Origin of the sequence: Fervidobacterium sp. 2310opik-2 (assembly GCF_011057735.1) — a bacterium.
Taxonomy (GTDB): domain Bacteria; phylum Thermotogota; class Thermotogae; order Thermotogales; family Fervidobacteriaceae; genus Fervidobacterium; species Fervidobacterium nodosum.
The window spans coordinates 121,789-137,111 of the sequence record NZ_LNGG01000001.1 but is presented as its reverse complement, the minus strand read 5'-3'; the positions used below and the strand labels follow the sequence as shown (position 1 = coordinate 137,111).

Below are 15,323 nucleotides of genomic sequence, written 5' to 3'. Positions count from 1 at the left end.
AAATTTGGAATATGAGTAAGAAAAATCCCCCACGCAGGGGGATTTTGTGAATTTAACTCTTTGTAAATTTGAAGATTATTTTTCTTCCTCTTCTTTCTTACCTTTCTTTATAACTTCTGGTTCGTTACCCGTTTCTGCTGTTGTAGCTTCTTCTACTTCAAGGCCTCTTGGAACTACAACTGTGATGAGAACATCTTCATCATCCATATCTATTTCTACACCTTCTGGAAGAACAACGTCTTTAACTCTAAGTGTCTCACCAAGCTCAAGATTTGTTACATCGATTTTAATCACTTCAGGGACTCTGTCAGGTAATGCTTTGACTGGTACTTCGTGGTGGATAATTTCCATTATACCGCCTTTTTCAACACCTATTGCCTTTCCAACGATTTCTATAGGTACATTGATTCTCATCTTGTGGTGAGCTTCTGGTACGTAAAAATCAACGTGTTTTACTTCATCTGTTACTTTGTCGTACTGTACCATTTTAATGAATGCAAGGTGTTTAAGAACTTCTTTGTCGTTTTCATCTTTTACAACGAGAGTGAGAGGTGTTGATTCTGTAATGTGTTTAAAAAGCTTTAAAAAGTCTGTTCTGTTTAAAACAAGGCTGAGTGGTTTTTCTAAACCGGGACCGTAAGCTACCGCAGGAATAGCTCCAGTCGCTCTGAGTCTTCTTACCGCTCTTTTGTTACCTACAATAGACCTAAGTTGAGCACTTACTACGTGTTCCATATCGCTTCCTCCTTTTTATCTATTTTTGAGATTTTTATTTTATCTTTTTTTATTATTTTTATTTAAATAATATACTTACCGAAAGGTTCTTTCTAACTCTTATTATAGCCTCACCAAGTAGTGGTGCAACTGAAACTACTTTGAATTTTTGTGGTAGGCTCTGATGATATATTGTATCACTAATATAAATCTTTTCAATACTTGAATTCTCAATTCTTTCAGGAGCACCAGAAGATAGTACAGGATGCGTTATACAAGCAACGACCCTCTTAGCTCCCGCGTTTTTAACAGCGTTTGCTCCTTCCACTAAAGAACGCGCGGTATCAACTATGTCGTCAACTATTATCGCTGTTTTACCTTTTACGTCACCGATTATATTCAATATCTCTGCAACGTTGTCCTTTGGTCTTCTTTTATCTAATATGGCTAGCGGTAAGCCAACTTTTTCCGCTATCTGTCTTGCTCTCTTAACTCCTCCAACGTCCGGTGATACTATGACGGCATCGTCGTTTAAAAGGCCATCTTTTTTCAATTCTTCAAGGAATACTGGGAAACTCCAAAGATTGTCAACTGGTATATCAAAGAAGCCTTGTACTTGTTCCGCGTGTAAATCAACTGTCATAACCCTTGTGGCACCAGCAACGGTGAGAAGGTTCGCAACAAGCTTAGCTGTAATCGGGTCTCTTCCTTTTGCTTTTCTGTCTTGTCTTGCGTATCCATAATAAGGGATAACAACGGCAACGCTATTAGCTGAAGCACGTTTTAAGGCATCTATCATAATTAATAGTTCCATTAAATTTTCGTTTACAGGTGGGCATGTGGGTTGAATCAAAAACACGTCGTGACCTCTAACGGTTTCTTCTATTCTGACGTTTATCTCACCATCCGCAAACCTTCCAACGGTAATATCGCCGAGTCTCATTCCAATATAGCTTGCAACTTTTTCTGCAAGAACTCTATTTGCATTACCTGTGAATATTTTCATTTCATTCCTTGTGATCTGCATTTTTCAATTCCTCCCTTTTTTTCTTTGCCCAACCTTCTTTTATTATTTGCCTTGCCCTGCCAAGTGCTAGCGCATCGTCTGGAACATCTTCCGTAATCACTGAACCAGCTCCAGTAATTGCTCCTTTACCTATATTAACTGGGGCAACAAGTGATGAATTACTTCCAATGAATGCACCATCACCTATATATGTTGGATACTTTTTGTATCCATCGTAATTGCATGTGATTGTTCCGGCACCTACGTTAACATCTTCTCCAATTGTCGCGTCACCAAGATATGTTAAATGCTGAGCTTTGGAGTTTTTACCAACTGTCGTTTTTTTCGTCTCAACGAAGTTCCCTATCTTCACTTTCTCTTTCAATACTGTACCTTCCCTCAGTCTTGAGAATGGGCCAACCGATACTTTGTTTTCGATAACTGATTTTTCAACCTCAGAGCGAATCACTTTCACTTCGTTACCTATGTTAGAATCAACTATGTGCGAGTAAGGACCTACCTCACAATCCTCACCTATTTTAGTATAACCTTCTATTATTGTAAATGGATAAATTATTGTGTCCATACCAATTTCTACGTCTGGACCTATGAATGTAGAATTTGGGTCGACTATAGTTACACCTGAAAGCATGAGTTTCTCAAGTATACGTTGCTTCGCTATCGTTTCAAGCTGAGCTAATTGTATTCTATCGTTTACACCGGAAACTTCAACGATATCTTCAAGGATAACCGTTGAGGAGCGTTCCGCCATTCCAACAAGGTCTGTTAAGTAGTATTCACCTTGCGCGTTGTTATTGCTTAATTTATCAAGATTCTCAAGAACAAACTTACCAGAAAAGATATAAATGCCACTATTCACTTCTTTGATTTTCTTTTCTTCTTCTGTCGCGTCTTTATCCTCAACGATTCGTACTTTACCGTTCTCTCTTATGATTCTTCCATAACCTGCAGGATTATCCGTCACAAATGTCAATACTGTTACTTGGTTTTTCTGCTCTTCGTGTTCTTTTTTTAGTTTATTTATAGTCTCTTTACTGAGCAGAGGAACATCTCCGTACAGAACGAGCAAATCTTCATTTTCCGAGATAAAATCCCTTGCGCACATAACCGCATGTCCAGTGCCAAGTTGTGGTTCTTGGAGGTATGTTTTTACATCCTCTGGCAAATAGCTTTTTACTATATCTGCCTTATGTCCCACAACCACACCAACTTCACCGAACGCCTTTCCAAGGTCAACAACCCAATTTATCATAGGTTTTCCAAGGATTTTGTGGACAACTTTGGGATACTTCGATTTCATGCGTTTCCCAAGTCCTGCAGCAAGAATTAGAACTTTCATGTGCCCCGCCTCCACTCAAATTTTATTTTTATTTTTCTATTTTCTTTTGTATTGTGTATTCTCTAATTAGAACTGGAATAAGAATAAGTCCGATTAGCATTCCTATTTTACCGTATTTGACAGAGGCAATCAAACTTATTCCTATTCCAGTTAATATGAACATTGGTATTAGTGAATACCATTCTTTTATGATATCGTACAATATTACAAAAAACGAACCGATGATGAGAAAATTTAATCCTTCTAAACTGTAAGGCCTAAATTTTCCTAAGAGAGATATCGCACTTATAAGCACTAAGTTTAAGCCTGCGAAGGTTTCTGCCTTTAAGTTTTTTCTGATAAGGAAATAAATTCCTAACGCTATCAAAGAAAAGTAAATGTAATTACTGGTGAGGTAAAAAGATAGTATGGAAGCTACAATGGACATTATCAATGTGAACATTTCACAACCTCCTAACGATTAAGATAGTGAAAGTAAAAAATGGAGAGAAAGAAGAATACGGGGCGCAAAAGCGCCCCGTGGTAAATTTTAAAATTAGCTTCTGTATTTAATGCTTGCTTGAGCTGCTGCAAGTCTTGCAACAGGAATTCTGTATGGTGATGCGCTGACGTAATCAAGTTTTGTTTGGGCAAAGAACATTATGGATTTTGGATCTCCACCGTGTTCACCACAAACTCCACATTTGAGATTTGCTTTGACTGATTTACCTTTTTCTGTTGCTGATTTAACGAGTTGGCCTACACCTTCTGTATCAACGTGTTTGAATGGATCGTCTTCAAGTATACCTTTTGCAAGGTATTCTGGTAAGAACTTACCAACGTCATCACGGCTGAATCCGAATGTCATCTGTGTAAGGTCGTTTGTACCAAAGCTGAAGAAGTCTGCTTCTTGAGCAATTTGGTCAGCTGTAACTGCCGCTCTTGGAACTTCTATCATTGTACCGACAAGATATTTGAGGTCTACTCCATGTTCTTTGATGAGTTTGTCTGCTGTTTCAATAACAACTTTCTTTATATATTTCAACTCGTTAACGTGACCTACAAGAGGTATCATTATTTCAGGAACAACTTCAATGCCTTCTTCTTTCTTAAGCTCAATTGCTGCGAGTATTATAGCTTTTGTTTGCATGACAGCGATTTCTGGGTATGTGATGACAAGTCTTACACCCCTGTGGCCAAGCATTGGGTTAAGTTCATGGAGTTGTTCAACAACTTTTTTGAGTTCTTCTACCGTTATTCCTATTTGTTGTGCAACTTCCGCCATTTGTTCTTCTTCATGTGGCAAGAATTCGTGGAGTGGTGGGTCAATAAGTCTTATTGTGACTGGGTATCCTTTCATTTCTCTGAATAGACCTTTGAAGTCTTCTTTTTGGAGTGGGAGAAGTTCAGCAAGTGCTGCTTCCCTTTCTTCAACTGTTCTTGCAACAATCATTCTTCTAACTTTTGGTATTCTGTCTTTTTCGAAGAACATGTGTTCGGTTCTACACAGACCGATACCTTCCGCTCCGAATTCTCTTGCAACTTTTGCGTCTCTTGGAACGTCTGCGTTTGCTCTGACACCGAGTTTTCTGAATTCGTCTGCCCAGGCAAGGAGTTCAGCAACTGGTCCTTCGAGTCCTCTTGGTTTAACTGTTGTAACTTTTCCGAGGAATACTTCACCTGTTGTACCATCTATAGATATCCATTCTCCTTCTTTTACAACAACATCTCCAACTTTGAGGTATCCTGCTTCTTCGTCAACAAATATACTCTCTGCACCAACTACGGCTGGTTTACCAAGACCTCTCGCAACAACTGCTGCGTGTGATGTCATACCACCGCGTGCTGTGAGTATACCTTCCGCTGCGTTCATACCACCAACGTCTTCTGGGCTTGTCTCTGGTCTGACAAGTAATACCTTTTCGCCGGTTTCAGCAGCTGCTTCCGCTTTATGAGCGTCAAAGTAAACTTTACCTGTTGCAGCACCTGGTGATGCTGGAAGACCTTTTGCAATAACTTTTGCGTTCTTTCTTTCATTTTCATCAAATTTCGGGTGGAGAACTCTTTCAATATCAGCTGGTTGTACTCTTAAAACAGCCGTCTTCTTGTCGATAAGCCCTTCGTGAACCATATCAACAGCGATTCTTATAGCTGCTTGACTTGTTCTCTTTGCGTTTCTTGTTTGGAGTATGTAGAGTTTTCCTTTTTCTACTGTAAATTCGATATCTTGCATATCTTTGAAGTATGCTTCAAGTCTATCCATTATCTGAATCAATTCTTCGTAAGCGCCTGGAAGCATTTCTTTCATCTTTTCAAGTGGATATGGTGTTCTTATACCAGCAACGACGTCTTCACCTTGTGCGTTTGGTAAGAATTCACCGTAGTGTACTTTTTCACCTGTGTTTGGATCTCTTGTGAAGCAGACACCTGTACCGCTGTCGTCACCCATGTTACCAAAGACCATCGCAACGATGTTGACTGCTGTACCGAGTAATTCTCCTTCTTTGATTCCATGAATTTCTCTGTACTTAATTGCCCTATCGCTCATCCATGACCAAATAACAGCTTCGATAGCTGCCCAGAGTTGTTTGTAAACATCTTGTGGAAATTCTTTTCCATGTTTTTTGTAAATTTCTTTGTATATTTCTACAAGTTTCTTAAGGTCTTCAGCGTCAAGTTCTGTGTCAAGTTTTACGCCTTTTTTGGCTTTCATTTCAGAAAGAGCGTTTTCAAAATCTGCGTGTGGAATGCCGAGAGCTGTGTCACCAAACATTTGCAAGAATCTTCTGTATGAATCGTACGCAAATCTTTCGTTGTTTGTCATTTCAACAAGACCTTTAACTGTTTCATCGTTCAAACCAAGGTTGAGGATTGTGTCCATCATACCAGGCATGGAAATCGCGGCACCTGATCTGACGGAAACAAGCAATGGTTTTTTAGGATCGCCAAATCCCTTTCCTGTTACTTCTTCGAGTTTTTTCATAGCTGTTTCAACTTCTTGTTTAAGTGTTTCTGGGTATGTTCTGTTGTTGTCGTAATAGTATTTACAAACTTCTGTAGAAATAGTAAAGCCTGGCGGGACTGGTACTCCTGCGTTTGTCATTTCGGCAAGGTTTGCACCCTTACCACCGAGAATATCTTTCATCTGGGCGGTACCTTCCGCTTTTCCGTTAGCAAAGAAATAAACCCACTTCTTGCTCATCTTAGCACCTCCATCTTATCAAAAATATAGGAATTTTCGCAATTAAAACCAAATTTCAAGTCAAATAAAACAAATAATTACTAATTACCCTTATTAATTGTACCATACTTTTTTATACTCTCTAATACTTTTAGTGATACATATTTTTTTCTTTTTTGTTAATTAATGTGAAGACACATAGGTGGTAAAATATACCTAAGGTGTGAAAAGGTGGTGGAAAGTATGCAGATATTTTTGAAAAGTTTACTGTTAAGTTTGACTTTTTACGTCGCATCTTTATTTATTACAACAGAGTTGACATTGGAAAATATCAAAAGTGATGTTGCTTATGTCGAAAGTAATGGTATAAAAGTTGCTTATAGGGAAGTAGGAAAGGAAAATATTCAAAATGGCACGATCGTTTTCTTACATGGTTTTTCTGGTTCTTCTGTCGATTGGTTTGAGATTGTTAAGGTGTGTTCAAAAAAATACCATTGCGTGAGTATCGATATCCCACCGTTTGGATTATCGGAGAAATCATATAATTTCGATTATTCAGATGTTAACATTCTCCACACAATTTTAGATATTTTAAATAAATTAAATTTAGAGAAGTTCACGCTGGTTGGTCATTCTATGGGAGGATATTTATCAATACTAATAGCAAACGAAATTCCAGAGAGGATAAATAAATTGGTGCTTTTTGACGCCGCGTATAATGTACTAAATTTAACAGACTTGGAAAGAATTAACCCACTGAATGATGGACAATTATTCGATACCAAACTATTATCAACACTTTTGAACATCGGTTTAAAGATATACCCCCTTGTAAAATTGGTTTATTACAACGCACTTGGGGAAAACGCGATGATTTCAACGGAACATTTTGATAAATTATTTTCACAAAATTTCTTTTTACCTGGCGATGTTCTTGTTAAGTTTTCTATAGATAAAGTAAACAAACCAGTAAATTTAAATATTGACTTTCGAAGATTTAATTTTCCTGTGTTGATAATCTACGGTGAGAATGATACGATTACACCACCTGCGATAGGAAGGTTTTTAAACGAACAAATCGAAAATTCAAAGTTTGTTTTAATTCCAAACGAAGGACATATGCCTCTTGCGAACAAAATAGCCATAGAGGTGTTTATGAATTTTATCGAAAAAAATTAAAAAAACAAAAAATTTGTCGGAGGATTTCCCCCGACATTGATATTAATGAGTTCCCCATTAGATTCAGAGAGGATTTCGTATCACATTTCCATTCCGCCATCTATCACTATAACTTGACCGTTTATGTACGTTCCATCAGTTACAAGGAATCTAACAAGTTTTGCCACTTCTTCAGGTTTACCAAATCGGCGCATAGATATTTTTTCAAGCGCTGCTTTTTTAATTTCTTCCGGAAGTTTTTCGGTCATAGGTGTTTCGATAAACCCAGGGGCTATCGCGTTGACTCTGACATTCTTCCTTCCAAATTCTTTCGCCAAAGATTTCGTAAGTCCAACAAGCCCTGCTTTTGAAGCGGAGTAATTCACTTGCCCGATGTTTCCTTCGAGCCCAACAACGGACGAAACGTTTATTATCACACCTTCGTTCTTGACGATCTCTCTAATGCACGCTTTAACCATGTTGAATGCACCTGTAAGGTTTGTGTTTATAACTGCATCCCAATCTTCATAGCTCATTCGATAAACCAGGTTATCCTTTGTGATACCTGCGTTGTTTATAAGTATATCTATTCTTCCATACTTTCCAATTACATCTTTAACAGCTTCTTCAACAGCTTGACGATTTGTGATATCCAAAACGTACTCTATCCCTTCGTTAGAAGGTACATAGTTAAACCCAATAACTGTGCAGCCTTCCTCCGTTAATTCCTTTGTTATAGCTCTTCCTATCCCACCAGAAGCCCCCGTTACAATCGCAACTTTCCCTTCAAGCTTCTTCATTTTATTTTCCCTCCATTATTTTTTCTAATTTCTTAGAAGCGTACAATGCAAGTATCATCTTTACAAAATCGATACCTATAAATGGTAATACGCCAACTAAAAACGCTTTTGAAAAGTTTTTTATAAACAAACCAAGTACAGACCAACCAAGTAAGTAAACAACTGCCAAACCTGTTATACCAGCTAAGAAATAATTTATCTTTCTCAAATAGCTAATTAAAAATGCCGCTATGGGGAAAGCCCATAGGTAACCTGCCGTTGGTCCAACGAGGTGTTGAAAACCAGCGGAAAAATTCGCGAAAACAGGTATGCCTATAACCCCAAGGGCAAGGTACAATACCATCGCCGTCAACGCATCCATTGGATTAAGGAAAAAGCCTGCAAGAAATACAAATAGCATCTGCAAAGTAACTGGTACTGTTCCCAAAGGAATAGAAATCTGTGCCCCAACTGCCGTTAATACTGCGAAGACTGGTATCAAGACAATTCTTAAGACTCGGTCTTTTTTCATTTTTCGTAAACCTCCTCTGTAGTTATTAAAGATGAGAAGTGTTTTGTATTAATTTTAGCTTTTTTTAGCATAGAACTCAAGACGTTTTTTGGACCGACTTCTATGAATTCATCGACACCAAGTTCAAGCATTCTGTCGATAGATTGTTTCCAATAAACTGGGCCACTTATCTGTTCAAGCAAATAATGCTTTATCTTGTCTGGGTCTGTTAGTTCTTTTGCTATGCTGTTCATGATTATAGGATATTTCGGTGTTTTGAATTTGATATTTTCAACTTCTTTTGTCATTTTCTCTCTTGCTTCATCTAAAAATGGTGTGTGGAACGGACCGGAAACTTTTAATTCAATTGCCCTGTAACCTTTTTCGGTGAGGTTAGCGACAAATGATTTTATACTATCAGCTTTTCCACTTACAACATTCTGTTCTGCTGAATTGTAATTTGCTATGTAAAGTCCATCGTATTGTTTTACGAATTCTTCGAGCAATTCGATAGGCACCCCCATAACCGCTGCCATGCTACCTTCGCCGGGTTTCATCGTTTGAGAGATGTATTCTCCTCTTTTTCTAACTAGATATATGCCTGTCTCAAAGTCGTACACTCCAGCAGCCGCAAGAGCGGTGTACTCACCTAGACTGTGCCCTGCAACGTAATCTGGTTCCAAACCTTTTTTTGTTGTTTCAACATATGCTACGTAACTTGCCAAGAATATCGCAGGTTGAGCATTCTCAGTAATCTTTAGTATCTCTTCGTCTCCATCCATTATCTCTGTTATGTCAAAACCTAAAACTTCTATCGCTTTTTGAGCGTAATATTCCCAAGATACGTATTTCGAAAATTCACTTGCCATTCCACTGTATTGAGACCCTTGACCAGGAAATAAGAATGCCTTTAACATATTTATCTCCCTCCTATTTACACTTACTTACTGTAAGTCAATTCCAAATCGTTGTAAATCTCCATTCTTACGTTATTCAACTTTTCCAGAGTTTGTGTGAATTCTTTCATTATGTCTTGTATAACCTCGTCAACGTGCTTAATTTCGTTAATTAATCCAACGCACTGACCGGCCATGAATGAACCTTCGTCTATATTACCATCAACAACCGCTTTACGTAAACTACCGACAAGAACTTCCTCTGCTTCCTGGAGATTTTTAACCTCCAATTCTCTTACTTTCTTTGCAAATCTCGTTTCGATTACTCTTGCAGGATGACCTAAAGTTGCACCAGTTACAACGGTATCTCTGATACCGGATTTTACAATTAATTTTTTGAAGTTTTCATGTGTATCAGCTTCGTAAGTAGCTATAAATCTTGTACCCATTTGGATACCTTCCGCACCTAAAGCGAACATGGCTGCCATAGCCTTCCCGTCCGCTATTCCACCTGCTGCGATAACAGGGATACCTACGCTTCTGCATACTGCGTTAACAAGGACAAGTGTTGTTACCTCACCTATATGCCCTCCAGATTCCATACCTTCGGCTATGACCGCATCTGCGCCTATTCGCTCCATCATCTTCGCCATATTGTCCGAAGCAACTACCGGTATCACTTTCGTACCGATTTCTTTTAACTTAGCAATGTATTTTGAAGGATTACCCGCACCGAACGTTACAACTGGTACGCGTTCTTGAATTACTAAATCCACAAGCTCATCCGCATAAGGTGACACTAGTATTATATTTACACCGAATGGCTTATCTGTGAGTTGTCGAATTTCATCAATCGCCTTTTTCAAATGCTCACCCTTCATCGCACCAGAACCGATGATGCCAAGTCCACCCGCGTTTGAAACAGCTGCGGCAAGTTTTGGTGTACCTGCCCAAGACATTCCTCCCATTATTATCGGGTACTTTATACCTAAAAGCTCACAAACTCTGTTTTTCATTTTTCTTCACCCTCTTTTGAACCAACCATCAATTTAGCTTTTGCAACTAATTGATTATCAACGTACGCTTTAGCATCGATTATTGCTATTGGGCCTTTCTTTTCGATAAGTTTTACGTTGTAAATAAGCTCACATTCCGGTCTTACCTCTTTCTTAAACCTTGCTTCATCGATACCTAAAAACAATGGAACAACTTTTCCTGTGTTGGTTCTTAATAACATTATTCCAGAAGCTTGAGCTAAACCTTCGATTATGTAAACGCCAGGGTATATAGGGTAATCTGGAAAATGGCCTTTTAAAACTGGCTCGTCTTTCTTTACGTACTTTTTAGCAACAACGTAATCTTCGCCTATTTCCAACACCTCGTCGACAAGAAGGATAGGTTCTCTGTGTGGTAAGATTTTCATTATCTCTTCCTTATTCATATTTTCCCACCACCAAAGAAGCGTTGTGTCCACCAAACCCGAATGAGTTCTTTACAAAATTCCTTATATTCGCTTGGACTGTCTGTCTTGGAATGTTGAAATAATCTGGTCCATCTAATTCTTCAAGATTTGGCATGCCATGGACAAAACCACCGTTCATTTGAATTATAGCACCGATTAATTCAGTCGCACCGGCTGCGCCTAACAAATGCCCCATAAGAGTTTTTGTGGAGTTAACGTAAATTCTCTTCACATGTTCACCAAATACATTTTCTATAGCCTTTAATTCAACTTCATCACCTGCTGGCGTACTTGTGGCATGACAGTTCACGAAGTCTATATCTTTCGGCTCTAATCCCGCATCTTCCAGCGCCATTTTCATAGCTTTACTTGAACCACGCGCTTCTGGATCTGGCGCGCTGAAATGGTGAGCATCATCGTTCATGGCGTAACCTTTAATTTCCGCAATTATCTTCGCTCCACGTGCCTTTGCAAAATCCTCCGATTCCAAGATAACCACACCAGCTCCTTCACCCATTACGAAACCATCTCGAGCTTTGTCAAATGGTCTTGATGCTTTTTTAGGCTCATCGTTTCGTGTTGAAAGCGCTCTCATCGATGCGAAACCTGCAATTGGAAGTTCCGCAATTGTAGCTTCTGAACCACCAGCTATGATAACGTCTGCGTAGCCATGTCTGATCAACATAGCACCTAACGCAATCGAATGAATAGAAGTTGCGCAAGCACTTACCGGCGCGAAATTGGGACCTTTCAATCCAAATTCCATGGCTATAACTCCACTCGCCATGTTGATAAGTATCATTGGTATAAGGAATGGGCTTACTCTATCAGGGCCTTTTTCTCTAAGCACTTCATTTTGTTCAGCTAGTGTTATAAATCCACCCATTCCAGAAGATACAAGAACACCTACTCTCTCTTCAATATCTTCAAAATTCAAACCGCTCATCTCTACAGCTTGCTTTGCTGCGGCAAGTGCAAATTGTGAATATCTGTCAAGTCTTTTAACCAATTTCTTTTCTATGTAATCTTCTGGTTTGAAATCTCTAACCTCCGCGGCAATTCGGACCGGTAGTTTTGAGGCATCAAAAGACGAAATCTTATCAATACCGATGACAAGCTCTCTTAAACTTTTTTCAAATTCATCGACGCTTTTTCCAATAGGAGAGATAACCCCCATTCCTGTTATAACTACTCTTCTTTTTTTTTCCATCATTCTAAGTGCACCCCCTTACCTATGACAATGCCAAAAGCTTCAGGGCCTACGTGAGCCGCTATAGCTGAACCGATGTTGGTAACACCAATAAGTCCTTTTCTATATGGTCCAATAAGCTTTTCGAAATATGTTTTCATATTATCTATTGTATAAGCACCTATTACTGTATAATCATCGATTATTTTCTGTGATTCAATGAATTTATTAACAATATTTTGAATAGTTAATATAGCGCTGTCCATAGACCTCACAGTACCTAAAGCACTAACTTCTCCATCGCTATCGGTTGTCAAAATAGGCTTCAAATTTAAAACTCTACCAATCAAAGCTTTGGCTTTACCTATGCGCCCACCTTTGTAGAGATACTCAAGGGTGGGAACAAAAAACGCTAACAATGATTCTCTTTCAAACCTATCCATATCCGTTTGGGTTAATTTTCCCGTATTTTTGACTTGCTCCATCGCTCTGAGAATAACATAGCCTTGTTTAATGCAGGCTGTCTTAGAATCAAGAACGTGAACGTTTTTTAGATTCATCGATGTTGCTATGTTTTTGACCAAATCGTATGTGTTACTCAATTTGGATGAGATTGTTATTATAAATACCTCTTCACTTTCTTCTGCAGATTCTCTAATTGTTTTTTCTATAATTTCTGGCTTTGGTAATGAAGTAGTTGGTATATACCCTTGAAGTTCTAAGTTGTAAAGCTCTTGGGAACTGATACTAACCTTATCTTCGTATTCCTTTTCGTTTACAAAAACCCTTAGTGGAAGTATCTTAATATCATACGGTAATTTTAGATTCCTTGGCAAATCAAAGCCTGAATCGGTTATAAACGTGTACATACATTTCACCTCCCAATTTTCAAAAAAATTATACCCCACTCAACAATTTTAGTCAATGCTAATTTTTATAAAATTATATAAACTTAGTTGTTGACAATAAAATATTTTTATGATAAATTAACTATTAGAAGTTTTTTTGACATTTTACCGATATTTAAAAACATATTAAAAGAAAAGAGTGATTTGGTGTGAAAGGGGAGGCTGAAATTATGGAACAAAGAGTATGTGAAATCATTGCAGAGCAACTTGGCATCGATGTTAACGATGTAAAGCCTGAAAAAAGCCTTATGGAAGATCTTGGAGCCGATTCCTTAGACATCGTTGATCTTGTTATGGCATTCGAAGATGAGTTTGGTGTAAAGATAAGTGACCAAGACCTTTCAAAAATTAAAACTGTACAAGATGTTATCGAAGCTATAAAGTTAAGGGCATAATTGCACATAGTAAAACTAACCCCCAACAGAATGTTCTGTTGGGGGTTAGTTTTTATATTGTTTTCTGTCAAATTATGGTATAATTAATGTAAACACGAATTTAATGAGTATGATGAGAAGTTTTCTTAGAGGTGATTGTATGATAATTCTAGGACATAGAGGAATCCCTGCTTTAATAAAAGAAAACACGTTAGAATCATTACTAAAGGCTATAGAACTTGGCGCTGATGGTATTGAAACTGATGTGAGATTAACAAAAGATGGGACACCTGTACTGATTCACGATGATAATCTTTCGAATTTTTGCGGTGAAGATATCAAAATTAAAGAACTTACCATAAGTGAACTTAAAGAATTTAGATACGATGGAATGACAATACCAACACTCGAAGAATTCTTACTTTCAGTACCTCACAACAAATGCCTGAATTTAGAAATTAAAGAATACGAAGCTGGAGAAATTACAGTTGAACTTGGCAAAAGATACGAAGGAAATGTTATTTATAGTTCATTTAATCATGATTTGATAACAGAGCTGAAAAATAAGTATACCGATTACAAATTTGGGTATTTGTTCGGTGAAGAGCACATGGGAATGAACATTGAAGAAATCACAGATTTATTCAAACACAATACTTACAGCGCGCATTTGCCAATCAAAGGTTACCTTTCGAAACCAGAACTTTTTAATAAACTTCTTCCTATGCTCAGAGAAATGTGTATAAAAATCGTGTTTTGGACTGTGAACTCAAAAGATGAGATTGCTAAGATAAGTGAATACGTAGATTACTTAATAACAGACGATATAAGAATTTTTAAATAAAAAAAGACAGGTTGGGGGGATATGATGACTCGATTTTTAATTACAATAATATTGATTTTTACAATTGCTATCTTCTGGTTTGTCAATTCTTCAAAATATGTCGGATATATTTACAACCCAAGAACAGCTTCCAGAGATTTTTTAGCCTCTGGATATAGCAATCTTAATCTTCTTGCTTTCGATAGCGAGAGTAATTTGGAAAAGACATTTAGAATGCTAGAAGAGAAAGGTATAAAAATTATTATTGGCCCACCAACATCCGCAGAAGGTGAGATGATTTTACCGTACTTGAAAAAATACAATAGTGTTGCACTTTCGGCAACGATTTCTTCAACTAAGCTTTTGAATAGTGGTTACATTTATTCTTTCACGGTATCAAACAAGTTCATGTTAGAAAAGTTAAGGCAACTTCTCGATTTTTTAGACTCAAAAAAGGTGCTTTTGGTTTCAGATCCATCCAACAGACAATATAGCGACGAGTTTAAAGGTATTTTTTCAACATTTGAAGGCATGGATCTTTACTATTATAATATAAATTCTCTAAAAAGTATCAACGCTACAGATTTTGATACCGTTGTTATGACAATTTTTCCAAAAGACGCCGCGGAAGTTGTTAAAGAAATGAAAAAAGAAAATCCTTCTCTTAAATTTGTTGGTATGGATAGTGTCATGGCAGAAGAGTTTGTAAATTTTGGAGGGCAGGCAGTAGAAGGTGTTTACATAATTTATTCCATGGGAGATTTTGAAAATCCAGAATATGAGCTTATCAGGGAAATTGCTGATTTTTTGTCAAATCACAAATTTCTTTCTGTAGATCAATTTAAAAGATTTTTGAAGACAAATATAATTGAAACATCCAAAGGTAGGTATCATTACAAAAATGAAAGTATAGACAGAGAAGTAAAAATTTTCATGGTAAAGAATGGAAAGTTTGTTCCTGTTCAAGTCTTTTAAAAAATAAT

The 15,323-nt window shown here is 37.6% G+C and carries 16 protein-coding genes; 4 read left to right on the top strand and 12 right to left on the bottom strand.

Annotated features, from left to right (window positions below):
- Positions 1-75: 75 nt before the first annotated feature.
- The 5 genes from AS161_RS00735 to ppdK form a co-directional block, all read right to left on the bottom strand.
- Complete coding sequence (locus AS161_RS00735) at positions 76-735, bottom strand: 50S ribosomal protein L25 (protein WP_164541409.1); 660 nt, start codon at positions 733-735, stop codon at positions 76-78.
- Positions 736-793: 58 nt separating this feature from the next.
- The gene (locus AS161_RS00730) at positions 794-1,741 is read right to left on the bottom strand and encodes a ribose-phosphate pyrophosphokinase (RefSeq protein WP_164541408.1); all 948 of its coding nucleotides are present in this window, start codon (positions 1,739-1,741) and stop codon (positions 794-796) included.
- Positions 1,722-3,080, bottom strand: a complete 1,359-nt coding sequence (glmU, locus tag AS161_RS00725; protein WP_164541407.1) for a bifunctional UDP-N-acetylglucosamine diphosphorylase/glucosamine-1-phosphate N-acetyltransferase GlmU — start codon at positions 3,078-3,080, stop codon at positions 1,722-1,724. Before glmU ends, AS161_RS00730 begins: the two co-directional genes overlap by 20 nt.
- 28 nt (positions 3,081-3,108) lie before the next feature.
- The gene (locus AS161_RS00720; protein ID WP_011993780.1) at positions 3,109-3,522 is read right to left on the bottom strand and encodes a hypothetical protein; all 414 of its coding nucleotides are present in this window, start codon (positions 3,520-3,522) and stop codon (positions 3,109-3,111) included.
- 93 nt (positions 3,523-3,615) lie between these two features.
- Entirely contained in the window at positions 3,616-6,261 is a 2,646-nt protein-coding gene (gene ppdK / locus AS161_RS00715; protein ID WP_164541406.1) for a pyruvate, phosphate dikinase, read from the bottom strand.
- Between the two features lie 222 nt (positions 6,262-6,483).
- Between ppdK and AS161_RS00710 the strand changes: the two genes are divergently transcribed.
- Positions 6,484-7,419, top strand: coding sequence for an alpha/beta hydrolase (locus tag AS161_RS00710; RefSeq protein ID WP_164541405.1), 936 nt, complete (start codon positions 6,484-6,486; stop codon positions 7,417-7,419).
- A gap of 80 nt (positions 7,420-7,499) precedes the next feature.
- Here AS161_RS00710 and fabG read toward each other — a convergent pair whose 3' ends face one another.
- Genes fabG through AS161_RS00675 form a run of 7 tightly spaced genes read right to left on the bottom strand, consistent with a single transcriptional unit; the run spans position 7,500 to position 13,104 of the window.
- On the bottom strand, positions 7,500-8,198 hold the full coding sequence (gene fabG, locus AS161_RS00705) for a 3-oxoacyl-ACP reductase FabG (protein WP_011993783.1): 699 nt from the start codon (positions 8,196-8,198) through the stop codon (positions 7,500-7,502).
- A 1-nt stretch (position 8,199) separates the two neighbouring features.
- A complete protein-coding gene (locus AS161_RS00700) occupies positions 8,200-8,709 on the bottom strand; it encodes a biotin transporter BioY (protein ID WP_164541404.1) in 510 nt (169 codons plus the stop codon).
- Positions 8,706-9,605 (bottom strand): ACP S-malonyltransferase, encoded by a 900-nt coding sequence (gene fabD / locus AS161_RS00695; protein WP_164541403.1) that lies wholly within the window; start codon positions 9,603-9,605, stop codon positions 8,706-8,708. The genes AS161_RS00700 and fabD overlap by 4 nt, the downstream gene beginning before the upstream one ends.
- A gap of 23 nt (positions 9,606-9,628) precedes the next feature.
- Positions 9,629-10,600: an enoyl-[acyl-carrier-protein] reductase FabK gene (fabK, locus tag AS161_RS00690; RefSeq protein ID WP_164541402.1), complete on the bottom strand. Its 972-nt coding sequence runs from the start codon at positions 10,598-10,600 to the stop codon at positions 9,629-9,631.
- A complete protein-coding gene (gene fabZ, locus AS161_RS00685) occupies positions 10,597-11,025 on the bottom strand; it encodes a 3-hydroxyacyl-ACP dehydratase FabZ (RefSeq protein WP_164541401.1) in 429 nt (142 codons plus the stop codon). The genes fabK and fabZ overlap by 4 nt, the downstream gene beginning before the upstream one ends.
- Positions 11,018-12,256 (bottom strand): beta-ketoacyl-ACP synthase II, encoded by a 1,239-nt coding sequence (fabF, locus tag AS161_RS00680; RefSeq protein WP_164541437.1) that lies wholly within the window; start codon positions 12,254-12,256, stop codon positions 11,018-11,020. Before fabF ends, fabZ begins: the two co-directional genes overlap by 8 nt.
- Complete coding sequence (locus tag AS161_RS00675) at positions 12,256-13,104, bottom strand: DegV family protein (protein WP_164541400.1); 849 nt, start codon at positions 13,102-13,104, stop codon at positions 12,256-12,258. Before AS161_RS00675 ends, fabF begins: the two co-directional genes overlap by 1 nt.
- Before the next feature lie 209 nt (positions 13,105-13,313).
- On the opposite strand from AS161_RS00675, the gene acpP reads away from it, so the two are divergent.
- The 3 genes from acpP (at position 13,314) to AS161_RS00660 (ending at position 15,315) form a co-directional block, all read left to right on the top strand.
- Positions 13,314-13,538: an acyl carrier protein gene (gene acpP / locus AS161_RS00670; RefSeq protein WP_011993790.1), complete on the top strand. Its 225-nt coding sequence runs from the start codon at positions 13,314-13,316 to the stop codon at positions 13,536-13,538.
- 139 nt (positions 13,539-13,677) lie between these two features.
- Positions 13,678-14,361, top strand: a complete 684-nt coding sequence (locus AS161_RS00665; protein ID WP_164541399.1) for a glycerophosphodiester phosphodiesterase family protein — start codon at positions 13,678-13,680, stop codon at positions 14,359-14,361.
- 24 nt (positions 14,362-14,385) lie between these two features.
- Positions 14,386-15,315 (top strand): amino acid ABC transporter substrate-binding protein, encoded by a 930-nt coding sequence (locus AS161_RS00660; RefSeq protein WP_164541398.1) that lies wholly within the window; start codon positions 14,386-14,388, stop codon positions 15,313-15,315.
- Positions 15,316-15,323: the final 8 nt, after the last annotated feature.